The organism is Massilia sp. (assembly GCF_032106685.1).
In the GTDB taxonomy this organism is placed as follows: domain Bacteria; phylum Pseudomonadota; class Gammaproteobacteria; order Burkholderiales; family Burkholderiaceae_D; genus Telluria.
This window is the reverse complement of record NZ_DAMCPG010000059.1, coordinates 1-23,638: the sequence shown is the minus strand read 5'-3', so window position 1 is coordinate 23,638 and position 23,638 is coordinate 1. Positions and strand designations below refer to the sequence as shown.

Annotated in this window: 20 protein-coding genes and 1 tRNA gene; 11 read left to right on the top strand and 10 right to left on the bottom strand. The window is 66.2% G+C overall.

Annotated elements, in window-relative coordinates; translation table 11 throughout:
* Positions 1–252: 252 nt before the first annotated feature.
* From RT688_RS22020 to cls, 4 genes are all read left to right on the top strand, one after another.
* Positions 253–396 (top strand): hypothetical protein, encoded by a 144-nt coding sequence (locus RT688_RS22020; RefSeq protein WP_313706973.1) that lies wholly within the window; start codon positions 253–255, stop codon positions 394–396.
* Positions 397–510: 114 nt separating this feature from the next.
* Positions 511–1,005: a hypothetical protein gene (locus RT688_RS22015; RefSeq protein ID WP_313706972.1), complete on the top strand. Its 495-nt coding sequence runs from the start codon at positions 511–513 to the stop codon at positions 1,003–1,005.
* A 164-nt stretch (positions 1,006–1,169) separates the two neighbouring features.
* Positions 1,170–3,326 (top strand): site-specific recombinase, encoded by a 2,157-nt coding sequence (locus RT688_RS22010; protein ID WP_313706971.1) that lies wholly within the window; start codon positions 1,170–1,172, stop codon positions 3,324–3,326.
* Positions 3,323–4,711, top strand: coding sequence for a cardiolipin synthase (gene cls, locus RT688_RS22005; protein WP_313706970.1), 1,389 nt, complete (start codon positions 3,323–3,325; stop codon positions 4,709–4,711). The genes RT688_RS22010 and cls overlap by 4 nt, the downstream gene beginning before the upstream one ends.
* A 125-nt stretch (positions 4,712–4,836) precedes the next feature.
* Here the strand turns inward: cls and RT688_RS22000 are convergent, their stop codons facing one another.
* The 3 genes from RT688_RS22000 to RT688_RS21990 form a co-directional block, all read right to left on the bottom strand.
* Entirely contained in the window at positions 4,837–5,193 is a 357-nt protein-coding gene (locus RT688_RS22000) for a translation initiation factor Sui1 (protein ID WP_313706969.1), read from the bottom strand.
* A 61-nt stretch (positions 5,194–5,254) separates the two neighbouring features.
* Positions 5,255–6,091 carry a metallophosphoesterase gene (locus RT688_RS21995; RefSeq protein ID WP_313706968.1) on the bottom strand — a complete coding sequence of 279 codons (837 nt, stop codon included), beginning with the start codon at positions 6,089–6,091 and terminating at the stop codon, positions 5,255–5,257.
* Positions 6,091–6,840, bottom strand: a complete 750-nt coding sequence (locus RT688_RS21990) for a phosphatase PAP2 family protein (protein WP_313706967.1) — start codon at positions 6,838–6,840, stop codon at positions 6,091–6,093. Before RT688_RS21990 ends, RT688_RS21995 begins: the two co-directional genes overlap by 1 nt.
* 144 nt (positions 6,841–6,984) lie before the next feature.
* Between RT688_RS21990 and RT688_RS21985 the strand changes: the two genes are divergently transcribed.
* Both RT688_RS21985 and RT688_RS21980 read left to right on the top strand, forming a co-directional pair.
* Positions 6,985–7,197 carry a hypothetical protein gene (locus tag RT688_RS21985; RefSeq protein ID WP_312551618.1) on the top strand — a complete coding sequence of 71 codons (213 nt, stop codon included), beginning with the start codon at positions 6,985–6,987 and terminating at the stop codon, positions 7,195–7,197.
* 442 nt (positions 7,198–7,639) lie between these two features.
* Positions 7,640–8,677, top strand: coding sequence for an SDR family oxidoreductase (locus RT688_RS21980; protein WP_313706966.1), 1,038 nt, complete (start codon positions 7,640–7,642; stop codon positions 8,675–8,677).
* Here the strand turns inward: RT688_RS21980 and RT688_RS21975 are convergent.
* Positions 8,636–9,070, bottom strand: coding sequence for a hypothetical protein (locus tag RT688_RS21975; protein ID WP_313706965.1), 435 nt, complete (start codon positions 9,068–9,070; stop codon positions 8,636–8,638). The genes RT688_RS21980 and RT688_RS21975 overlap by 42 nt on opposite strands.
* 48 nt (positions 9,071–9,118) lie before the next feature.
* Positions 9,119–10,204, bottom strand: coding sequence for a porin (locus RT688_RS21970; protein ID WP_313706964.1), 1,086 nt, complete (start codon positions 10,202–10,204; stop codon positions 9,119–9,121).
* 350 nt (positions 10,205–10,554) lie between these two features.
* On the opposite strand from RT688_RS21970, the gene RT688_RS21965 reads away from it, so the two are divergent.
* The 3 genes from RT688_RS21965 (at position 10,555) to RT688_RS21955 (ending at position 13,839) form a co-directional block, all read left to right on the top strand.
* A complete protein-coding gene (locus RT688_RS21965; RefSeq protein WP_313706963.1) occupies positions 10,555–11,166 on the top strand; it encodes a PEP-CTERM sorting domain-containing protein in 612 nt (203 codons plus the stop codon).
* A 250-nt stretch (positions 11,167–11,416) separates the two neighbouring features.
* Positions 11,417–12,064, top strand: a complete 648-nt coding sequence (locus RT688_RS21960; RefSeq protein WP_313706962.1) for a PEP-CTERM sorting domain-containing protein — start codon at positions 11,417–11,419, stop codon at positions 12,062–12,064.
* A 569-nt stretch (positions 12,065–12,633) separates the two neighbouring features.
* On the top strand, positions 12,634–13,839 hold the full coding sequence (locus RT688_RS21955) for a hypothetical protein (RefSeq protein ID WP_313706961.1): 1,206 nt from the start codon (positions 12,634–12,636) through the stop codon (positions 13,837–13,839).
* 38 nt (positions 13,840–13,877) lie between these two features.
* Here RT688_RS21955 and RT688_RS21950 read toward each other — a convergent pair.
* The 5 genes from RT688_RS21950 to RT688_RS21930 all read right to left on the bottom strand — a co-directional run bounded on the left by RT688_RS21950 (position 13,878) and on the right by RT688_RS21930 (position 20,995).
* A tRNA-Ser gene (locus RT688_RS21950) sits at positions 13,878–13,967 on the bottom strand.
* 107 nt (positions 13,968–14,074) lie between these two features.
* Positions 14,075–16,018, bottom strand: a complete 1,944-nt coding sequence (locus RT688_RS21945; RefSeq protein ID WP_313706960.1) for an alginate O-acetyltransferase AlgX-related protein — start codon at positions 16,016–16,018, stop codon at positions 14,075–14,077.
* A 13-nt stretch (positions 16,019–16,031) separates the two neighbouring features.
* On the bottom strand, positions 16,032–17,504 hold the full coding sequence (locus RT688_RS21940; protein WP_313706959.1) for an MBOAT family protein: 1,473 nt from the start codon (positions 17,502–17,504) through the stop codon (positions 16,032–16,034).
* A gap of 217 nt (positions 17,505–17,721) precedes the next feature.
* Positions 17,722–19,812, bottom strand: a complete 2,091-nt coding sequence (locus RT688_RS21935; RefSeq protein WP_313706958.1) for an EAL domain-containing protein — start codon at positions 19,810–19,812, stop codon at positions 17,722–17,724.
* Positions 19,805–20,995, bottom strand: a complete 1,191-nt coding sequence (locus RT688_RS21930) for an HDOD domain-containing protein (protein ID WP_313706957.1) — start codon at positions 20,993–20,995, stop codon at positions 19,805–19,807. The genes RT688_RS21935 and RT688_RS21930 overlap by 8 nt, the downstream gene beginning before the upstream one ends.
* A 265-nt stretch (positions 20,996–21,260) precedes the next feature.
* On the opposite strand from RT688_RS21930, the gene RT688_RS21925 reads away from it, so the two are divergent.
* Both RT688_RS21925 and RT688_RS21920 read left to right on the top strand, forming a co-directional pair.
* Positions 21,261–23,333: a carbon starvation CstA family protein gene (locus RT688_RS21925; RefSeq protein ID WP_313706956.1), complete on the top strand. Its 2,073-nt coding sequence runs from the start codon at positions 21,261–21,263 to the stop codon at positions 23,331–23,333.
* Positions 23,333–23,530: a YbdD/YjiX family protein gene (locus tag RT688_RS21920; protein ID WP_312553521.1), complete on the top strand. Its 198-nt coding sequence runs from the start codon at positions 23,333–23,335 to the stop codon at positions 23,528–23,530. Before RT688_RS21925 ends, RT688_RS21920 begins: the two co-directional genes overlap by 1 nt.
* The last annotated feature ends 108 nt before the right edge of the window (positions 23,531–23,638 follow it).

Genomic DNA, 23,638 nt, shown 5'->3' with positions numbered 1-23,638 from the left:
CCGCGCGCCCCCGCAGCCGGGGCAGACGAGGCGGGACGGCGCCGCCGCCTCGATCACGGCGCGCAGGCGGTCGAGACCGAGCGCGGGGCTTAGCCGCGCCAGCAATTGCCGCCGCTGGCCCTCGCTCAGCAGGGTCACGCCGTCGATCCACCGCTTGAACTTTATCGCCTGCATCGTCGCCCTCGTCGCTGGTCTGGATACATACTCAGACCACGCCGTAGCTCGGCAGTTCAATTAAACCAACAGGTAACGGTGACAGCGCCTTTTTGGCGCCCCCCTTCCGTCCATATCGTCGGCGAGCATTTGCTGTCCGACGACGATTATCCCCTCAAGAAAGTCGCCTGCGAGCAGCGCCGCCGCGACGGCGCCGTGCAAGCCCAGGCGCGCGGCGCGTGAATCCGCTTATCGTTTCTTGACCCAGCGCGTGCGTGGCTTCGATGCCGCGCAAGATGGCGCCCGGCAGGCGCGCGATAGTGTTGCTTCAGTTGGGCAACATTTCCTTTCGTCATCATGCGCGACACTTGCCAAACCGCCGATCCCGAGCACGTCACCCACCATGTCCCGGCGCTCGCGCCGGCCCAGCAGGCCCACGACGCTTTATGGCGCCCTTCCGCCGTCGCCGCCTGGAGCCTGGTGTTCACCCCCGCCTTCGGCTCCTGGCTCCTGATGCACAACTGGCGCATCCTGGGCGACGCCCGGGCGGCGGCTGGCGCGCGGCGCTGGCTGCGCGCCAGCCTCGCCATGCTGGCGCTGCAACTGCTGGCCGGCGCCATCAACCGCCGCCTGAACGGCGATTCTTCCCTGTTCCACTGGCTGGCGCTGGCCTGGCTGGCGCTGTGGCTGCTGGGCGCGGCCTGGCCGCAATGGGCGGCGGTCCGGCGCCGCTACGGCCGGCGCTATCCGCGCCGCGGCTGGAACGGCGCGCTGGGCCTGGCGGTGGCGTGCGGCGCGGCCTGCTTGGCGGCCGGCTTCCTGTTGACCGCCTTCCTGCTCTCCTTTACCTGAACCTTCCTCTTCCGCACGGCGCCTGCCGCGATCGGTTATAGTGCCGGCCGGCGGTGCGCCTGCGCGCCGCGGTATTTCTCGTCATCATCGCCCATCTGTTCGTTGCCGTACCATTTTCCAGCGGCCTCACGCGTACACTGTCTATCCCGGAGACCGGACCACTTATGCTCGCCATTCTCGAACGCATCGACCCGCATAGCGACCGCATCGACCTGCTGGTCGAACTGGTCTGCTGCCTGCGCCCGCGCCGCCGCGACCGCCCCCATGCGCGCGCCGCCGTACGCACCCTGACGCAACTGTTGAAGGGGAATCCGGAGCAGGCCTGGGCGCTGCGCAGCTACATCGTCACCCTGCTCGAGAAGCGCCGCCATACCAGCCTGTACAGCGACGTCGGCATCCTGTCCAACGACGGCTTCTTCACCGAACTGAAGCGCCGCATCGCCTACCGCGTGCTGCCGCCGGCGCTCGACGACATCTACCTGTCCGACGCCCTCGACCGCGTGCTGTACGCCGAGGACGACCACGAATGGATCCGCGCCGTGCCCGACGAGGACTGGCTGGCCCTGTTCGACGTCCTCGCCAACGCTCCGCCGCCACGCGGCGCGGCGCCCGACCGCGCGCACTACGTCACCGTCAGCGGCATGCTGGACGCGATCCGCACCCTGTCGTGCCGCATCTGCGCGCTGGGCCTGGAGCCGCGCCTGGTGCACAGCTACAGCGAGATCGAGGATTTCGATTCGCCCTTCCTGATGCAGAACATCGAGGTCAATGCCTACCTCGACGCCTACGGGCGCTATCTCGACGGCACGGCCGAGCGCCCGGACGACGCGCGCCACCTCCTGGTGATGCTGGACCAGTGCGAAGCGGTGGTGGCGAAGATCCGCCGTAATTCGCTCAGCGTCGGCACCAGCGTCGCCCTGACCTACGTGCTGGTGGCGATCACCCAGAGCATCGGCCGCCTGCGCAAGCTGCTGTTCCTGGTCGACGTCAGCGAGGCAGCGCGCCCGCGCGCCCTGCCCGCTCCGGCCGCGCTGTCGATCGAGACCTCGGAGCAGGACGGCATCGAACTCGGCGCCGACTACAGCGGCACCCTGCTGCCGGCGACGACCATCCAGGGCGCGCCGGCGCAGGACGGCAAGCGCCGCGCCGCCGCCGTGGCCCTGGCCCAGGAACTGGTCGAGGGACACAACACCAAGTACCAGGTGCGCGGCCTGTTCCGCGACAACATCGACCTGCTGGCGCGCAACGTCACGGAAAACGCCAGCCGCACCGGCGAACATTACATCGCCGAGAGCCGCGGCGGCCTGCGCCGCATGTTCGGCGCCTCGGCCGGCGCCGGCTTCATCGTCGGCTTCATGGCGATGTTCAAGATCCTGCTGAGCCACCTGCGCGCCGCGCCCCTGGTCGAGTCCTTCCTGTTCAGCATGAATTATTCGCTCGGCTTCATGCTCGTGCACATGCTGCACTGGACCATCGCCACCAAGCAGCCCGCCATGACGGCCCAGCGCATCGCCGCCGGCCTGCACAGCCGGGACGGCCGCGACATCGACTTCGACAGCATGGCCGAGCTGGTCAACAAGGTGTTCCGCACCCAGATCGTCTCGGTGCTCGGCAACGTCGCGGTGGCCTTCCCGACGGCGCTGCTGATCGCCATCGCCTACAAGCAGATGATGGGGCATCACCTGGTCACGCCCGAGAAGGCGCACCACCTGCTGCACGACGTCGACCCGATCCACTCGCCGGCGCTGTTCTATGCGGCCATCGCCGGGGTCTGGCTGTTCGTCGCCGGTCTGATCTCCGGCTACTACGACAACAAGGCGCTGTACACCCGCATGGGCCAGCGCGTGCGCCAGCTGCGCTGGCTCGGCTGGCTGCTGGGCAGCGAGCGCCGCGCGCGCCTGTCGGTCTATGTCGAGGACAACCTGGGCGGCCTGATGGGTAACTTCTTCTTCGGCATCCTGCTCGGCACCACCGGCACCGTCGGCTACCTGCTCGGGCTGCCGCTGGACATCCGCCACGTGACTTTCTCGACCGCGAATTTCGCCACCGCCCTGGTCGGCCTCGACTACCAGTTGAGCTGGCAGATGGCCGCCAACGCCGCGCTGGGCGTGGCCCTGATCGGCGCGGTCAACCTGGTCGTCAGCTTCCATCTCGCGCTGTCGGTGGCGCTGCGCGCCCGCAAGATCCGTTTCACGCGCGGCATCCTGCTGCTGCGCGCACTGGGGCGGCGCTTCCTGCGCGCGCCGCTCGACTTCTTCATCGGCCCGAAGGACCCGGACGTCATCGACGCCGTGCCGGAGGCCATCAGGGGGAACAAATGAACAAGCACCGCGTGTCGATCTGGGCCGCCGCCCTCGCCTTCCTGTGCGTCGTCGCTTCCTGCAAGACGCTGCCCGACGTCGAACAGCTGCCCGACACCCCGGCCAAGTCGGCCCCGACCGTCACCACCGCCAAGGGGCCGATGCCGCAGGCCCAGGCGGCGAAGCTGCTGGCGCGGCGCTGGGCCAACGCCAGCCCCGACCTGAAGCAGCTGGCCGTGCTCGAGGAGCAGGCCACCGGCGTGCCCCTGATCGCCGGCAACGACGTCCGGCTCCTGTTCGACGGCCCCGCGACCCTGCGCGCCATGATCGACGCGGTGAGGAATGCGAAAAACTCGATCAACCTCGAGACCTACATCTTCGACCAGGATCCGATCGGCCTGCAGTTCGCCGAGCTGCTGATGGAGAAGCGGCGCCAGGGCGTGGTCGTGAACGTGATGTACGACAGCGTCGGCACCATCGGCACGCCCAAGGCCTTCTTCGACAACATGCGCGCCGCCGGCGTCAACATGCTCGCCTTCAATCCGATCAATCCGGCCAAGGCCAAGGGCAACTGGTCGATCAACAACCGCGACCACCGCAAGATCCTGGTGGTGGACGGCAGCGTTGGCTTCACCGGCGGCATCAACATCAGCGCCGACTACGCCAACAGCTCGCTGTTCCGCTCGAAGCGCAAGCCGGACAACGTCGACAAGGACAAGGTCGGCTGGCGCGACACCCACATCCGGATCGAGGGGCCGGCGGTGGCCACGCTGCAGTGGGCCTTCATCGACAACTGGGTGCGCCAGGAAGCGGGCGAACTGCCGGCGGTCGACTACTTCCCGCGCCTGGCGCCGGCCGGCGACAAGTTCGTGCGGGTGCTGGCCACCGAGCCGAACCGGCACTCGGAAATCTACAAGTCGCTGCTGGTGGCGATCAACGAGGCCAAGAAATCGGTGCACATCACCTCGGCCTATTTCGTGCCCGACCAGCAGACCGTGGATGCCCTGATCGGCGCGGCCCGGCGCGGCGTCGACGTCAAGCTGGTGCTGCCGGGCGTGTCCGACCACGGCCTGGTGATGCACGCCGGGCGCGCCTTCTTCGACCAGCTGCTGGCCGGCGGCGTGCGCATCTTCCAGCTGCAGGTGGCGGTGCTGCATGCGAAGACGGCGGTGATCGACGGCGCCTGGTCGACCATCGGCTCGGCCAACATCGACCGCCGCAGCTTCATCCACAACTACGAACTGAACGTGGTGGTGATCGACCCGGGCTTCGGGCGCGACATGGAGAACGCCTTCAACGAAGACCTGCGTTCGTCGAAGGAAGTCACGCTGGAGGAATGGCGCGACCGGCCCTGGGCCGACCGCGTCAAGGAATGGGCGGCGCGCCTGACGGAGTACTGGATCTGAGCACGCGCTATCGCGAGCCCGTGCACGGCCGGCGCGCGTTTGCCGGCGCAGCATGAACGCGTGGGCGGCGCACACGGCGCGGGTATGCATCATCCCGGGCGGAGCCGCCCGCCCTGCGCCGGGGGTCAGCCGCCGGCGCGCTTGGGCTGGTGGCCTTGCGCCTGCAGCGCCTCCATCACCCGGTCGCAATGATCGCCCTGGATCTCGATCACGCCGTCCTTCACGGTGCCGCCCGAACCGCAGGCCGTGCGCAGGGCCTTGCCGAGCGTCGCCAGCGCGGCGGCGTCGAGCGCCAGGCCCTTGACGATGGTCACGCACTTGCCGCCGCGCCCCTTGGTCTGGCGCGAGACGCGCACCACGCCGTCGCCCTTGGGCGCGGCCTGGGCCTTGCAGGCGCACTCGGCGAGCGGACGCCGGCATGCGGGGCACATGCGCCCGCCATCGGTGGAATAGACGAGGCCGCCGTTAGAACTGCTCTTCATTTTTTACTCGAGGAATGTAAAGTGCGAAACACGCGAGTGTAGCAGCACCCCGCCCGCCGCTCTAGAGCCCGGCCGCCAGCATCCCCTCGGCCGCCGGCGCCCACACGCTGCCGCTGCGCACGAACTTCTCGGTGACGACGATCCGGTACACGCCGCTCAGCACATCCCAGCCGTAACGGTCGACCTCGACCCGCTCGTGGTCGACGCGCAGGACGTTGAAGGAATTCGTCTCGCCGCGGCCACGGGTCGAGGTCGCGGTGCCGGCCTGCACCACCAGCGCCGCGTAGGCGTCGATCTGGTAGCGCATCGCCGTGCTTGCCGCATGGCTGACGTGCATGTGGCCGGCCAGCAGCACGTCGACGCCGCATTCGGCGAACACCTCCATCGCCATCGGCGCGCGGTTCACGAGGTCGCGCTGCTCGAAGGTTTCCGGAAGGTCGAAAGGGTGGTGGGTGACCACGATGCGCGTGATGCGCGGGTCGAGCCCGGCCAGCCGTTCGCGGATGCGCCCGACCTGCTCCCGGTTGACGCGCCCGTCCTTGATCGTCAGCGAGCGCGCCGTGTTGACGCCGACCACGGCGATCTCGCCGTCGACGAAGACCGGGTCGAGGTCGTCCGTGATGTAGCGCTTGTAGCGGTCGAGCGGCTTGGCGAAGCGGCGGAATACGTTGTACAGCGAAATGTCGTGGTTGCCCGGCACCACGATCTGCGGCCCCGGCAGCGTGTCGAGGAAGGCGCGCGCCTGCTCGAATTCCTCGCTGCGGGCGCGCTGGGTCAGGTCGCCCGACACCACCAGGACGTCCGGCGCGATGTTGTGGATCAGTTCGCGCAGGGGCGCCAGCAGGCCGGCGTCGACGCGGCCGAAATGCAGGTCGGACAAATGCACAAGTGTACGCATCAGGTTTCCTCGTTCAGGTTCGTTACGCCGCGCCGCGCACGCGCCGCCTGGCGCCGGCGCAGGGTCGATGCGCCGGTCACGCAGATCGACAGCCAGGCGCAGCCTTCGGCCATGGCCGCCAGCACGTCGGACAGGTAATGGGCGCCCAGGTAGAGGCGCGAGCCGGCCACCAGCGCCACCATCAGGCAGGCCAGCAGCACGATGCCGGCGCGCCGGCCCCAGCCGTGCGCATGGCGCGCCAGGTAGCAGGCCAGCAGGCCGTAGAACACGGTCGCGGCCAAGGTGTGCCCGCTGGGGAAGCTGTAGGTCGAGAGCGTGAGCAGGGGCTCGTCGAAATGCGGCCGGGCGCGCGCGAAGGTGTGCTTCATCAGGACGTTCAGCACCATCCCGCCGGGCACCGCGGCCAGCAGCGTGAGTATCCAGTGGCGCGCGCCGCGGCGGTAGAACCACGACCCGGCCAGCGCCGTGAGCGTCAACATGCCGGGCGTGCTGTGCAGGTGAGTGATGCCCATCAGGAAGCTACGCAGGACGGGACTGTCGTTGGCATGGGCATGCAGCCAGTTCGCCAGCTCGACGTCGAGCTGGGTGATCGGCGCGCCGGCCACCACCGCCCCGGCGATGCGGGCAAACCCCGCCATCGCCAGCAGCAGCACCAGCACGCCGGCCGTCAGGTGCAGCCCGAACGCCTCCTCGGGCGAGAGACGGGCGGCGGCAAAACGGTACAGGCGGGCGGTCGGCGATTTATCCATGTGGCAGCAAATGGGGATGGATGGCAAAAAAACCACAGTTAGAAAATTTTACTGGTTATTTGTACAGTAGCTGTGGATTTATACAGTGGTTATGCTATTCTGTACTCACTTGACCAACACAACGAATAAACAAGGGATCCGTCAATGACCACTCTGAACAACTCCTTCGGCCTGGAATACGCTCCTGCTCCTTTCATGATGCGCTTCGGCCGCCGCGAACTCTCGCTCACGCGTGACTTCCGCAAGCGCTTCTACCCGGTCAATCCCCTTATCGAATGCGATACCGGCATCGATGCGGGTCACGTTGAAGTCCTGCTGTTCGGCCGCTGGCTGCTGATCCTCTCGAAAGCCCACTGAAGCATCCCGTCGCCCTCGGCCGGTGCCTCTTCGCACTGGCCGGGGCGCGGCTTGCGGCGCCGTCTTGCACCATTTTGCTCCGCTATGCGCCGCGGCAATCCGATCGCGGCAGCCATCATGGCTGCCGTTTGCACATCCGGCGCCGGCACCCGGCTGTACTGTCCCGCCAGCCGCAACGTTCTCCCGGCTGCCGCGCTTCGATCCTATCAGCGAACGCGGCCCTTTCGCGCACAACTGCCCTGCCTTCCTTCCCCGTCCACGCCTTGCCGGCAAGCCTACGGCGCGCCAGCCCGGCAAAAAATGGCTTGAAATACGAGGCATGATCACGACCATGTCTAGTTCGATAAGACACACATCGATCCCGGCCCGCACCGCGGCGTGCCTGTGCCCGGCGTGCGGGTCGTCCGACTCCACGACTCCAAGCAGAGGAAAGGAAAGCGTCATGTCCGTAAAACTTCGCAACATCAATGAGCAGGTGATGGTGATTACCGGCGCCAGCAGCGGCATCGGCCTGACCACTGCGCGCATGGCCGCCGAGGCCGGCGCCAAGCTGGTGCTGGCCGCGCGCAACGGCGATGCCCTCGACCAGCTCGCCAGCGAGCTGCGCCGCCAGGGCTGCCAGGTGGCCACCGTCGCCGCCGACGTCGGCAAGCAGGCCGACGTCGAGCGCATCGGCCAGACCGCGATGGAACGCTTCGGGCGCATCGACACCTGGGTCAACAACGCCGGCGTCGGCACCTTCGGCCGCCTCGAGGAAGTGGCGCTGGAAGACCATGTGCGCCTGTTCCAGACCAATTTCTGGGGCGTGGTGCATGGCTCCCTGGAAGCGGTCAAGCGCATGAAGCTGCGCGGCGGCGGCGCCCTGATCAACGTCGGCAGCGAGGTCTCGGACCGCGCTGCGCCGCTGCAGGGGATGTACTCGGCCTCCAAGCATGCGGTCAAGGCCTTCACGGACGCGCTGCGCATGGAACTGGAAAAGGAAGAAGCGCCGATCTCGGTAACCCTGGTCAAGCCGGCCGCGATCGACACCATGTTCGCGCTGCACGCGAAGAACTACATGGACAAGGAAGCGGCACTGCCGCCGCCCGTGTACGCGCCGGAGATCGTGGCCAAGGCCATCCTCTACTGCGCCCAGCATCCGAAGCGCGACATCTTCGTCGGCGGCGCCTCGAAGATGATCTCGTCGGGCAACGCCTACATGCCGCGCATGCTCGACCGCTTCATGAATGCCTCGATGTTCAGGCAGCAGAAATCGACGTTCGACAAGGCGCCCGGCCGCCGCGACGCGCTGCACGCGCCCGATCCCAGCCAGGCCCTGCGCCAGCGCCAGGGCATGAGCGACCGCCACGTCGCGGAAAGCTCGGCCCACACGGCGCTGGCCCTGCGCTCCAAGCCGCTGACCGCCGTCCTGCTGGGCGGCAGCGCGCTGGTCGGGGCCTTATTTGCGGCCCGTGGACTGTCCCGGCGGTTGGCTCGCTAGGAAGTCGGTATCGTCTTCGGTGAGCGGCAGGTCGGGGATGGATTCGATGCGGTCGGTATCGATGTCGGCGCCATCCTCGACCACCGTGTCGCGGCCGGCGCTGGCGCGCTCGCCGGTGCCGGCGGAGTCGCTGTCGGACGAGAAGTTGGCGTCGCCGACGTCCGGGCCGGCGGTGCCGCCGGCGGAGCTTTCTTCCTCCTCGTTGGTGCCGCGGTCGAGATGGACCAGCTGGTCAGGGTCGACGTTGGACGCAAGGCCCGGTCCGCCCATCACGTCGCTGCCGGTGTCGGACAGGTCGCTCGGGCCGAGGGCGTCGGTGCCGTGGCCTTTGCCCAGGCTACGGTCGGGACGTTCCGGAAAGTTGTCCGGATCAAGGGTACTGGCTCCAGTCATGATGCCTCCATACAGATTGTTAGCGGATAGTGTCAGGCTACAGGCTTCTTAGAACGCGTGGCGCATGCCCACGTTGAATGCCTTGTTGCCGCTGCCGGGCGCGCTGGCATTGCCGACCGTGTAGCCGGCGCCGTTGCGGTTCCGGATGTGCGACCAGGCCGCGTAGAAGTCCGTGCGGCGCGACACCGAATAGCTCGCGCCGAACGCCATCTGGTTGGCGTCCTGGTTGGCGAGATCGCGATCGTTCTTGCGGATGTAGGAAGTCAGCAAGGTGATCGAATGGTCGACCGGGATGGCGAAGCCGAACAGCACGTCGCGGCTGTTGCTCGACGGCGTACCGGCGATGCCGGCCGCGTAGGGATTGTCGGGATTGAACAGCGGCGAACTGGCCCAGCCGCGGCTCATGCTGTAGGCGGCGTAGGCCGTGCCCCAGCCCAGGCGCAGGTTGGCGGCCAGGATCGAATTCTTGGCGATGGTGTCGTTGCTGGTCTTGCTGTTGAGGTTGACGCGCACCGCGTTCTGGTTGCGGTGCGCGGCCCGCACCGTCAACGGACCGCTGGACAGGCCGACCGTCATGCCCCAGGCGCGTCCGGCCGGCGAGGTATCGAGGTCGCGCGCCGCCCACGAGACACCGCCCTCGAGACCGTTCGGGAAAATCTTGTAGTACTGGACGCCGTTGTCGGTGCGGCGCGGACCGCCGATCAGGTTCGATGCGCTGCCGGCGGTGCCGCCCTTGAACGGGTCGGCGACGTCGGTCAGGGCCAGGTATTGCAGGTTGTACTGGCGCCCGACCGTGATCGCGCCGAATTCCCCCGACAATCCAACCCAGGCCTGGTGCTCGAGGCGCTCGTCTTTGTCCCGATCGCGTCCCGCCGCGCGCCCGGTATCGAGGCGCATCTCGGTCTCGAGGCCGAACACCGCCGAGGTATTCCGGCCCACCGCCTCGCTGCCGTGGATGCCGATGCGCGAAGCCGACGCGATGCCGCTGCCGACGCGGGTCGTGCAGCCGTTGACGCAGCCGCCCTCGCCCACCACACCGGCATCGAGCACACCGTAGGTCGTCACACCGCTCTGCGCACAGGCAGCGGCGGCACTTCCTCCCAGCACAGCAATCGTGACAAGTGTCTTCAGCATCGGCGTATCCTCTCCACGCCTCTACCTTACGCCTGTTCGACCGGCTTCATCTGTCGAATAGAGCACATACGGCTCACCAAAACGGCTTGTCTTTTTGTAGGTAGACTCTGACGATGTTAATCAAGTTCAAGATTTGATCGGTTTCTGCTCCACTTTACGATGCCGGAAATGCGTGCCTGATTATTTGACCAGTGATGAAAACGTGTCTTCCGTCTATCTATACCGTCGGAAATATTTACAATGTTCACCAGTTGCTTCCTGGAGTCAAATAAATAATCCAGGCAATTCAACTACTTAGATTACTGGCCTACAACTTGCTATTGGTAACCCATCAACACAAGGGGGTTAACATGAACATCCGCTCTCACCTCGCCGCCATTGGTCTCTGCTTGCTGCCTCTGTGCAGCCAAGCCGGCGTCATCTACGAATGGCAGGCTTTGAACGACCAGCTGCCCTGGGGAATAACGCTCGAGCTCGAATTCGACGATCAAACCGTTGCGAGCGGCGCATTTAACTTCGAATACAGCGATCCCTACGGCTACGACCAGGTGCCGCAGAACGGCCTGCTCAATCTGCGCTATACCTTCCCCGGCGTGGGGGAAGACATGCTGTACGCGTCGAATGGCGGCGGCTTCTCGACCGGCATGGGGTACGTGAACATGGCGCTCGCATTCGGCGCCGACGGCTACCTGACCGGCAGCATCTACCTCAACAACGGCGCGCATCACATCGACATGGTTTCGACTGGACAAACGTTCACGGTCATCGATGCGAACAGCGACGAGCAAATGGAAGGCGCCGGCTGCACCTGGGAGACTCCCTCCTGCAGCGGCGCCAGCGGCTACATCCGCCGCGTGAGCGCGACCGCCCAGGTTGCACAGATTCCGGAACCGGGCTCGCTGGCCTTGTTGGGCGCCGGACTGCTTGCGGCGCTCGGCCTGCGCCGCCGCTCAGTACGGTAAGCCAGGTGAACCGCGGCGCTGCGCGCCGCCAGTACCCGGCATGCAGCAAGGCTCCTGGCTTGGGGCCCTCCTGCCGCGAGCCTTCGCGACGCCCCCGAAAGCGACAGACCGATCAGTGTCGGCAATTCTTACATTGAGGAAATGCACTGGGCATAGGGCGAGACAAGTGGTTGATTTAAATCATTTAACTATTCGTGGCATGAAAATTGCTACTGATGGTTAAACTATTTCAACCACCTTCTCGCATACCATGATCAAGAAACTCTTCGCGCTCGCAGCCACGGCACTGTTTTCCCTGAACGCCTCCGCCGGTTATGTCCAGTACGATTTCCATACCGGATCGGACGGCGCCGGACTGTCCGGTTACTTCATCCAGCATGATACCGACCAGTCGATCGCGTATTTCGACTTCTGGCTGTTCGATCCCGTCGACGACTATGGCTACGGTCAACAGTTTTATCCGCTCGGCGGCGAGGGCGAGGTCCTGCTGACCGGCGCCACCACCCATTTCCTGAACGACGGCCCCACCAATTTCACGATCGCCGACTACTTCGGCGCGGACCATTTCACGAACCTCAGCGTCAGCTTTGCGCGCAATGCCCAGGGCAACTTTGTCTACACGGCGCGTTACGACGCCGATCTGTTCGAGCAGCACCCACCCATGTTTTATTCCGGCACCCTGACCGGCATCGCCACCCGTGGTAGCGTCGACCCGGGACTGGCGCAATACCTCGATTCGATGGATGGTTACGAGTACGGCGTGCCGCGCATCGTGCCGCGCTATATCGGTCCCAACGAAGTTCCCGGGCAAGTTCCCGAGCCGGCGAGCATCGCCCTGCTGGCGCTCGGCGCCGCCGGGATGGTCGGCGCGGCGCGGCGCCGCAATTGCGCTGGTTGATCAGCCGTTTTTCGCGCGCCGCTCCGTGCGGTGCGCGGTTTCTATCGAATCCCGCTGCCACCTTATCTGCTGGCTTAGCTGGAAGGTAGCGGAGCAGTCGATCGATCCGTTCGCAGAGCGGATGTACCACGCGTCGACCGGCCGGAACCATGAAGAAAAGTTGCCCCTAGTCACATTCGTGGATAGACTTTCTCTTCCTTGAACTTCTAACAATCGGCCCTCGCCATGCGCCGTCGATCCGCCTTAGCGCCAGATTTACCCTTACTCGCCTGTTTGTCGATCGCGGCATCCATCCTGCTCAGCCCCTGGGGTGGTGGAGGTGGCGCAAATGGAGGCAGCGCCGCCTCGCCAGTTGCCGCAGGGCCGGGAAGCACGGCCAGTCGCGCCGTCGGGGGAACGCTGGCGGGCCTGGCCAGCCAGGGGGAACTGGTGGGCCCGCCGGGCCGGGGCGAGGTGCGTGAAGGCCCGCTGCCCGGCATGCTCGCCGAGGCCGCGACGCTGACGATCGGGCCCGACGACCGCCTGTACATCGGTTCGGCCAATAGTATCCTGACGGTCAAGGTGCAGTGATGAAGACCCACCGCAACGCGGCCTTGTCGCACCCAACCGGGCGCCGCCCTGGTCACCGCCTGGCGCCCGCATGCGCCCTCGTCCTCATGCTTGGCCTGGCGGGCACGGCGCCGGACACGCCAGCGGCCACGGCCCTGGCCGCTGCGGCGTCGGCATCCCATGCAGCCGACCTGCGCGCCTACCTCGACAGTGCACGCTGGTATGAGAGTGCGCTCGCCCGGCTTGCACACCCTGACGACCCATACAACCAGGAATTCTTCCATGCCTTTGCCGCGGCCACGACGCGCGACCAAATCTACGCCAGGGCCGTGCCCGTGCTGGCACGCCATGTATCGCCCAAGGATGCTCGTACGCTGGGCGCGATAGCGCGCAAGGATCCAGTACCGCAGGCCGATCGGCAGGCGGCCCTGCAAGCGCTCGCAATGGCCAATAAAAAAGCCGGGCCCGAATTGGAACAGGTGTGGCAGGACCTGATGGATGCATTCTCGCGCCAGAATATCGCCCGTGCCGTCGCCGAGATCCGGCGCAGCGTCACCGACATGGCGGCGCATCCCGAGCCCGGTTATCTGCCGAAGACGAACAAGCTTGGACTTTCCTACCTCGACCACATGGTCTCGCTGACCGTCCGCCTCTTTGCCAGGCATCGGAACGCATCACAGACCATGGCGAGCGATTGCGACGAAACGAAAACGGATGCCGCGATGCAGCCAGCCGCACTGCTGGCCCAGGGAGGCTTCGCCGCCGCGCACAGTGCGATCGACCGCTGCGAACGCGCGCTGCAGCGCTTCGACGCGTCCAACAAAGCGGCATTCGATGAGTTCCTTGGCGAGGTCGAGTCGATGCGGATGGCGGATTGGTCGTTCGTGCTCAAGCAGATGGAAAAGTCTTCGGCCGCCTATCACGAACGCAACCTGGAAGCCGTCCGGCTATACCGTCAAGTCCTGGAGGGCCAACGCAAACTGGTCAGCCTGGTCGAAACCCGTCGCGAACATCTCGGCATCGAAGATGGGCAGTTGGTGCTCGACTCGGATGAAGACGTGACGCGCATGAATGCCATCATCGACGACATCGACGCTCACGCCAATGCGCTCAACGACTTCCTGTACCAGGTACGCCAGGACGGCGTGCTGCGCGATATCGACCTGCGAGACGGCGTCACCGCGCCGACGGCAAGGCCAGCAGACGAACAAGTACCGCGGAAATGAAAAAAGCCCCAACGCGTGGGGCTCTTGTTCAGTATGCTTGGCGGAAGCGGTGAGATTCGAACTCACGAACGGGTTCCCCCGTCGGCAGTTTTCAAGACTGCTGCCTTCAACCACTCGGCCACGCTTCCTGTAGCCCAAGATTATACAATATTCACGGCCGTTGCGATCCGTATCTCGACGCACTCGACCGCAAGCGCCTGGCGACGCACGGCCGGCGCAGGCGCTTGCGGCTGCCCTATTCGCCAGCCACGCCGGCCGCGACCGTGCGCGCCGGGTACGGCGCATCCTTGGCGTGCAGGGACAAGGGGTGGAACTCGAGCGTCTTGAGACGCAGGGTGCCGCTTCCACGCGCCCAGCCGCCCAGGCCGAAAGCCAGGCGGGCGGGCTTGCCGTCGCGCTGTCCCGGCACGATCGCGAAGAACTCCTCGTTTGCCGCGTAGGTATCTTCCTGCAGGCTGAAGATCGGTTTCAAGCCGAACCAGGACAGGTGGGCAGCGCGCGGCGAGCCGCCGGCGACCGTGCCTTCGAACCGGGCCCGGATCAGCACCGGCCCTTCCAGCATCACCTCCTGACTGTACAAGCCGATATCGGCGGGCTGTGCACTTGCCACGAGCGGGAGCCCGTGTTGCACGGTCGCCGTGGCGCCTTGCAGGTCGCCATAGGGCAGCCATTGCCAACTGGTCTTTGCGACGGCCGGGCCAGCGCTGCGGCGCGGCAGCGCCAGCAGCCCTTCCTTGCCGTCGGCGACCACCGTATAGCCCTGCTTTTCAAGTTCGCGCCCGAGGTCGCCGCTCCTGCGTCCGGATTTCTGGAGGACGGCGACCAGGTCCCATTCCGACTCGGCCGCGAGCGCGAGCAGTTGCGCGGTATTCGCCACCAGTCGCGTCCGTGTCGGGACCTGGATCGGGTTCGAGCGGTTGTCGACATCGACGAAAGCGAGCGTCTTCAGCGCGGCGCCGGCGGCCGGCGCGCCCTGCTGCCGCAGCGGCGCCGCGGCGGGCAGCGCACCCGCGGCATGCTGCGCCAACACGTACTCGGGGAAGCCGAAGGTGTCCCCGCCCAGGTTGTAGTCGACGATCTGCAGCACCACCACGTCGCTGGCCGCGATATCGGCCAGCACCTGCTTGCGCGTCAGCTCCGGGTCGGCGTCGACGTCATGGGTACGATGGCCACCGTCGCCGTTCTCGTCCAGGGCGCGCACCCGGAAGTAGCCGGAATTGACGGCCCGCGAATAGGCACGTCCCTGGTTCAGGGGCGCCAGGATCTCGTCCGAAAAACTGTCGCTGATGAAAACGAGCGAGGGGCGCCAGGCCGTCGTGTCTCCCTCCAGCACGCTCGGTTGGGGAGTGTTCTTGTACACTCCGCCGCCCGACCAGATGTTCATCAGGCTCAGGCCGTCGGTATCGGCGCCCTGGGCCTGCTCGTAGCGCGGCACGCCGCAGCCGAAGGGCTGAAGCGCCGGGAACCGGTTGCGCACCCGGTCCATGATTTGTTCGGCGACGAGGCAGCCGGCGTAGTAATTCCAGTGCACGCCCGACTCGGGATGCAGCGCCACGTTCGTGTCGCGCCGGAAGTCGCGCAGCAGCGGGGCCGAATCGATGACATTGACGCCAGCCGCCTGCAAGGCCCGGCCAAAGCTGGCGGTGCGTTCGAATACCTGATCGGGCCCGCCTGCCAGGTAGCGCCGGCCCAGGCTTTCCGGATAGACGTAGGGCTTGCTGGCGGCGATCACGACCATGAAGGCTTTGCCCTGCGCTTCCAGCAGGGTTTGCACCTGCCTGAGCTTGCCCGCGGTGACCGCGTACTTCGCTTCGCGCTCCGATTTCTCCAGGATTTCCGTGTTGATGTACTGGAGCGACATGCCGCTGTACAACCCCATCTCGGGCGTCGAATACAGCCGCAGGCGGGGCATTTCGCGGAAGGCGCGGAACAGGATCTCGTTGAAAGTGCGGATCAGTTCAGTCCGGAAGCCGAAGTGAACATCGTAGTAGCGCCCCGCCCAGGTTTGCCACGTCTTGTCGAGCAGGCTTGCGCCGGTGTTTGCCGGTCGTTCAGGCACTTTGTCCACGTAGCCGTAGAGTTGGTTGGCCCGCTCGCCCATCGCCAGCCATCCCAGCGTGGGAACGGCAAGCAGTGTTACCAGGATAATCGAATAGACCAGGCCCAGGCGTTTAGTCATCTGCGGTCCCGCCTCAGAAACGGAAGTAAAGGAATGGAACATAATCGGCGCTGGCGATCGCCGCCGCCGACATCAGCATGAGCGCGAGCGTGACCACGAACTGCATGTTCAGGGCCGCTGCGCCATCGATGGTCATCTTGTCCGACCATGCGGCCTGGAGCGCCCCGGCCAGCCGCCCGTGCAGGCGCGGCAGGCGGACGCAGGCCAGCAGCGCCCCCACAGCCATCACGGCCAGCTCGCGATTTCCGAAGACGAGCCCCCAGGGCACCAGCCGGTCGCCGGCCGCCTGCCCCGCTCCGAACATGGCGGCGATGTAGTGCGCCGCATGCTCGATGGTCGGCGCGCGGAACAGCACCCAGCCGACCATCACGATCAGGATCGTGGCCAGCCAGCGCAGCGGCACTGGCGGGGTCAACGCCGCGAGGCGGCTGTTCGCAAGCGCGCGCTCGATGCACAGGAAGGTGCCGTAATAAGCGCCCCAGGCCAGGAAGGTCCAGTTCGCGCCGTGCCAGATCCCCGAGATCACGAACACGATCCACAGATTCAGGTAAGTACGCGCCGGCGAGGCCCGATTCCCGCCCAGCGGGATATACAGGTACTGCTTCATCCAGCTCGACAGCGAAATATGCCAGCGGCGCCAGAAGTCGGTCACGCTCAGCGCGGTGTACGGACGATTGAAGTTTTCCGGGAAGCGGAATCCCATCATGCGTCCCAGGCCGATCGCCATGTCCGAATAGCCCGAGAAATCGAAATACAGCTGAAGGGTATAGGCAACGATGCCGCCCCATGCAAAAAGCGGCGAGAGTTCGTTGGCCGGAAGGCCGAAGATACGGTCGGCGAGAACGCCAAGCGGATCGGCGAACAGCAGCTTCTTCGCCAGGCCGAACGCGAACCGGTTGAATCCGGTGAGGAAGCCCTCGACCGTATGTTGGCGCGCCTGGATCTGCTGCCCGATATCGTGGTAACGAATGATGGGGCCGGCGATCAGCTGCGGGAACAGGAAGATATACAGGGCACAATCGAGAAATCCGCGCGGAGGCACTGCGCGGCCCTTGAAACTGTCGACCAGATAGCTGATGCGGTGGAAGGTAATGAAGGAGATACCGAGCAGGAGCGGAATATGGGGCGGCTCGACATGCCAGTGATGCAGGCTTTCAAGCGGCTGGATAATCTCGATGACGATGAAGTCCAGATACTTCGAGAATACAAGCGCTGCGACGTTGAGCACGATAGCGGCGGCCAGCACCGATTTCTTCATCCTCGCCGAGCCGCGCGCCTGGGGCGCGATCACCAGGGATACGCAGTAATCGATAAAGGTCCCGGCAATCAGGAGCACGACATAGATCGGCTCGCCCCAGGCGAAAAACAGGACGCTTGCCGCCAGCGCAATGTAATTGCGGACCTGGACCCGTGACGACAGGGTGTAGTACGCCAGGAGGAACAGCGGGAGGAAGATAAACAGAAAAATTGGTGCCGTAAAAAGCATAGATTTCCCAGCGTTATAACGATGACCCTGCCGCAATGACCCGTGCGCGATCAACTACCCATCGGCTGATCGCCAGCCGGTCACGGGCGGGGCGGCGCTACCGGATTTGCCGGTAAATGGAAAATCGAACGGGGCGGGTAGCGGAAGAATCAGGAGGCGGTGACGGCAGCCGGCAACCGAACAAATTGCAGAGCAGAATTATAGCGTTGACAATGCATTAGTTGCAAATCGCTGCCTGGTCCACCAGCAGCCAGTTCTCGCGCAGCCCCTGCTCGAAGCGGGCGGCCGGCAGCGGGGCGGCGTACAGGTAGCCCTGCACCTCGTCGCAGCCGCTGTCGCGCAGGAATGCAAGCTGTTCCAGGGTCTCGACGCCTTCGGCGATCACGCGGTGGCCGAGCTGGCGGCCGATGCTGATGATGGTGCTGGCGATCGCGCAGTCGCTGGCGTCCTTCGGGATCCCGGTGGTGAAGGAGCGGTCGATCTTCAGGGTGTGGATCGGGAAGCGCTTCAGGTAGGACAGGCTGGAGTAGCCGGTGCCGAAGTCGTCGAGCGAGAGCGCGACGCCGAGGGCGTTGATGCGGTCCATGATGCCGATCACGCGGTCGATGTCGTGCATCAGGGTGCTTTCCGTGATCTCCAGCTCCAGCCAGTCGGGCGCCAGAGCGTGGCGCGCCAGCGTGGCGGCGACGCGGTTCGGCAGCGACTCGGTGAATTCGCGCGCCGACACGTTCACGGCCAGGCGGAAGGGGCGCATGCCCGAGCGCTGCCAGCTCGCCGCCTGGGCGCAGGCCTGCTCCAGCACCCATTCGCCCACCTGGACGATCAGGCCGGTGCTCTCGGCCAGCGGGATGAATTCGGAAGGCGGCACCAGGCCGCGTTCGGGGTGGATCCAGCGCACCAGGGCTTCGGCGCCGACGATCTTGTCGGTGCCGATCTCGAACTTCGGCTGGTAGCACAGCATCAGTTCGCCCTGCCCCAGCGCGTGGCGCAGGCCCGATTCGATGCGCATGCGCTCGTGCATGCCCTTGTTCATGTCCAGGCTGTAGAAGGCGACGCTGTTGTCCGGATTCGCGTGGTCTTCCTTGGCGCGTTCCATCGCGATGTCGGCCATGCGCAGCAGCGAGTCGGCGTCCATGCCGTCCTGCGGATAGACGCTGATGCCGACGCTGGCGCCGACGCGCAGGTCGTGGCCTTCGATCAGGAAGGGCGCGTCGAGCGCGGCCTGGAGTTTCTGCGCCACCGTGGTGGCCTCGAAATGCTGGCGCACGTCGAACAGGCCGACCGCGAACTCGTCGCCGGCCAGGTGGGCCACCACGTCTTCCTCGCGCAGCGTGGCGCGGAAACGCGCCGCCACCTGGCGCAGCAGCTCGTCGCCGATGCGGCGGCCCAGGGTGTCGTTGACCAGCTTGAAGCGGTTCAGGTCGATGAACAGGACGCAGCCCGACAGCTCGTTGCGCTGGGCGACCATCAGGGCCTGGTCGACCAGGCGCGCGAACAGGGTGCGGTTCGGCAGGCCGGTCAGTTCGTTGTAATAGGCCAGGTGGTGCAGGCGCTCCTCGGCCAGCTTGCGCTCGGTGATGTCGGTGAGATAAGCGATCAGGCCGACCGGGCGCTCCTCGAGGTCGCGCAGCGGCGACAGCGACAGGCTGGCCCAGAAGATCTCGCCCGACTTCTTGCGCCGCCGGACTTCCATCATGCGCCCGCCCTGCTCGGCGAAGACGTCCGGCACGCGCTCGTCGTCGTCCTTCCCTTCGTCGGCGTACAGGAACAGGATGTTGCGTCCGACCGCTTCCAGCGCCGTATAGCCGAACAGGCGTTCGGCGCCCTGGTTCCAGCTGGTGATGTAGCCCATCTGGTCGAGCGTCAGGACCGATTCGTGGATCTGGTCGAGGATCTGCGACTGGTGCGCCAGCTGGGCCTCGACCTGGGCGTAGGCATGGGTGGCGCGCTGGGCCAGCGAGTGCACCTGCAGCAGCGTGCCGGCCAGCGCGGCCAGGCTGGCGAGCTGGCGCCGGTCCTCGCCATCGTAGTCGGTGCGCCCGGCAACCTCGAAGCAGCCGTAGTAATGGCCGTCGACGCGGATGTCCTGGTACAGCGCGTCGTGCGAAGGCGCCGCGCGCGGCGCCGGAATCGCCAGCGCCAGCGGGTCGGCGGCGGCGAAGCTGCCCTGCGGGCTGGCCAGCAGGGCGCGCGCGATGCGGCCCAGCTCCTCGGCCAGGGCCTCGCCGCGCAGGCGCATCACCGCCTCGCTCAGTGCGGCGCTGCAGGACGCGAAGTCGTGGCTGCGCAAGGCCAGGAGCTCAGACATTGCGGCCCACCTGGATCGCCCAATGGAAGGCGTGCAGCTGGCTGCGCCACCAGGACGCGGCGTCGATCCCGGCTTGCGCCAGCATCTCCGGGCCCGGCACGGTATCGGTTTCGACCAGGCGCAGGCGCGCGCCGAGCAGGCCCGCGCGGCGCAGCAGCGCATCCTCCACATGCGGCGGCAGGCGCAGGTCGCCGACGATCTCCGCCATGTGCATGCCGAGCAGCGGCTCGAGCAGCGAGAAGGCGCCCGTCATGAAGGCCAGGTCCTGCTCGTCGCGCTCGCCGCCGTCCATCTTGCACAGCATTTCGAGCTGGGCCGCGCGCAGGGCCGCCAGCGGCAGCAAGGGATTGCGCGGGCCGTCGGCGTCCAGCCGCGCGTAGAGCAGCAGCTGCAGCCAGCGCTGCAGTTGGCGCCGCCCCAGCAGCGCGATGGCCTGGGCGAAGCTGGTGATCTGGGTGCTGACCGCGAAGGCGGCCGAATTGACCAGCTTGAGCAGGTGGTAGGACAGCACCGGGTCCTGCTTGAGCAGTTGTTCGAGTTCGCGCGAATCGGCGTCGTTCGCGAGCAGCGCCAGCAGCGCCAGCAGGGGCCGCCGCGACGGCGCCTCGCCGGCGCCGGCGGCGCGCGCTTGCAGGGGATAGGCGCCGCTGAACCAGTCGAAGCCGGCCTGGGCGCAGTCGCGCAGGCGCTTGGCGTCGGCGATGCCATAGGCCAGGTGCGGACCGAACAACGCCGCCAGGCTGCCGGGTGCCGGCGCGGTCGACGCGGGACTGCAGTCACGCGCCACGCCGCGCAGGCCGGCCGGACGCGCGGCGCCGTCGGGCACGGCGCCGTCGAGCAGGATGCGGTAGCCCTGGTCGTGCAGGTGCGCCAGCCGGCGCGCGGCGCCGTCCAGGGCCAGCGCGGCCGCGTCGACCGCCAGCACCACGCGCTGGGCCGGCAGTTGCGCCAGCAGGGGCGGCGTCAGCTGGGCCGGAGTATCGAGCAGCAGCACGCAGTCGAGCGGCGCGATCGCCGCCAGCAGGCCGGCAATCTCGGGGAGCAGCGCCGCCGCTTGCGCCGCACCGGCGCCACCGCCTGCGCCTGCGTGCAGGTCCAGGCTCAGCGCCACCCACTCGTTCCGCCCATTGGCGATCGGGCGCATCTGCACCAGCGGGAACGGGGTCAAGTCCAATGCGGCCATCGGAAATCTCTGAGTAGATGATCGATGCATATTAGACGAGCAATTAGCTGAAAGCAACTGATTTTGTTTCCTCAGAGACACATTGACTACGTGATAATACGTAGGCCAACGGGCAGGGCAAGCGGGTAGAATCATGCGCTTGCAATTTGCATAATGATGCAGAATGATTTGCAAATACGGGTCGGCTGCAGCCGGCCGCGCCGCCGCTCGCGGCAACGCGCCGAACGCACCGCGCCTTTACGAATAAAAAACTGAAGGAGCCACCATGAAAAGCCTCGGAAACAAACTCGGCTGGGCGGCGATCTCACTCCTCGGCGCGTTCGCGCTCGCTTACGTGGCCCTGCGCCGCGGCGAGTCGATCAACGCCGTGTGGGTAGTCGCCGCGGCCGTCTGCGTTTACCTCATCGCCTACCGTTTCTACAGCCTCTACATCGCCACCAAGGTGATGGGGCTGGACGCGCGCCGCCAGACGCCTGCCTACAAGTACAACGACGGCCTCGACTACGTGCCGACCAACCAGTACGTGCTGTTCGGCCACCACTTTGCCGCCATCGCCGGCGCAGGACCGCTGGTCGGTCCCGTGCTCGCGGCGCAGATGGGCTACCTGCCGGGCATGATGTGGATCCTGGCCGGCGTCGTGTTCGCCGGCGCCGTCCAGGACTTCATCGTGCTGTTCATGTCGATGCGCCGCGACGGTCGCTCGCTGGGCGACCTGATCAAGTCCGAAATGGGCGAGATCCCGGGCGTCATCGCGCTGTTCGGCACCTTCATGATCATGGTGATCATCCTCGCGGTGCTGGCCCTGATCGTCGTCAAGGCGCTGACCGGCTCGCCCTGGGGCACCTTCACCGTGATGGCGACGATCCCGATCGCGCTCTTCATGGGCCTGTATTCGCGCTACTTCCGCGTCGGCCGCATCGGCGAGATCTCGCTGATCGGCTTCGTGCTGCTGATGCTGGCCATCGTCGGCGGCCAATGGGTGCACGACTCGCCGACCTTCGGCCCGATGTTCACCTTCACCGGCGTCGAACTGACCTGGATGCTGATCGGCTACGGCTTCGTCGCCTCGGTCATCCCCGTGTGGCTGCTGCTGGCCCCGCGCGACTACCTGTCGACCTTCCTCAAGATCGGCACCATCGTGGCGCTGGCCATCGGCATCCTGCTGGTCGCCCCGCACATGCAGATGCCGGCCGTGACCCGCTTCATCGACGGCACCGGTCCGGTGTGGTCGGGCAACCTGTTCCCCTTCCTGTTCATCACCATCGCCTGCGGCGCCGTCTCCGGCTTCCACGCGCTGATCTCCTCGGGCACCACGCCGAAGATGATCGAGAACGAAACCCACGCCCGCTTCATCGGCTACGGCGCGATGCTAATGGAATCGTTCGTCGCCATCATGGCGCTGGTCGCCGCCTCGACCATCGACCCGGGCATCTACTTCGCGATGAACGCGCCGGCCGCCGTGCTCGGCACCACCGCGCAGTCGGCCGCGGCCGCCGTCTCGAACTGGGGCTTCGTCGTCACCCCCGAGACGCTCACGCAAGTGGCCAAGGACGTCGGCGAGCACACCATCATCTCGCGCGCCGGCGGCGCCCCGACCCTGGCGGTGGGCATGGCCAACATCCTGTCCAACGTCATCGGCGGCAAGACGATGATGGCCTTCTGGTACCACTTCGCGATCCTGTTCGAGGCGCTGTTCATCCTGACCGCGGTGGACGCGGGCACCCGCGCCGGCCGCTTCATGCTGCAGGACCTGCTGGGCGCCTTCGCCCCGGCCCTGAAGCGCACCGATTCGCTGCCGGCCAACCTGCTGGCGACCGGCCTGTGCGTCGCCGCCTGGGGTTACTTCCTGTACCAGGGCGTGGTCGATCCGCTGGGCGGCATCAACACCCTGTGGCCGCTGTTCGGCATCGCCAACCAGATGCTGGCCGGTATCGCGCTGATGCTGGGCACCGTCGTGCTGTTCAAGATGAAGCGCGGCCAGTACGCCTGGGTTACGATCGTACCGACCATCTGGCTGCTGATCTGCACCCTGACCGCCGGCTGGCAGAAGATCTTCGACGAGAACGTCAAGGTCGGCTTCGTCGCCCACGCGCAGAAATTCCAGGCGGCGCTCGACCAGGGCCAGGTCCTGGCCCCGGCGAAGTCGCTCGGCGAAATGCGCCGCATCATCTTCAACGACTACGTCGACGCCACCCTGGCCGGCTTCTTCATGGTCGTCGTGGTCGCGGTGCTGGTCTACGGCATCAAGACCGTGATGAACGCGCGCAACAGCAGCAGCCCGACGGTGAAGGAATCGCCGTTCGTTGCCAACCCGGCGGCGGCCGCACAGGTGCAGTGATGCTCGCCGCCCTCGCCCAAGCCGGCAAGTACCTCGGGCAAAGCATGCGCCTGATGGTCGGCCTGCCGGAATACGACACCTACCTCGCGCACATGGAGCGCGAGCATCCGGGCAAGCCGGTCATGACCTACGAGGAGTTTTTCCGCGAGCGTCAGGAAGCGCGCTACGGGTCCGGGCGCAGCGGCGGCTGCTGTTGACCGGCGTCGAAGCATACGACGTCACGTGGCAAGACCTGAGTAACAAGTAGCCGAGTAAGCAGCAACCTAGGCGGCAGGACTGGCCACGTGACGTCGTATGCTACGACG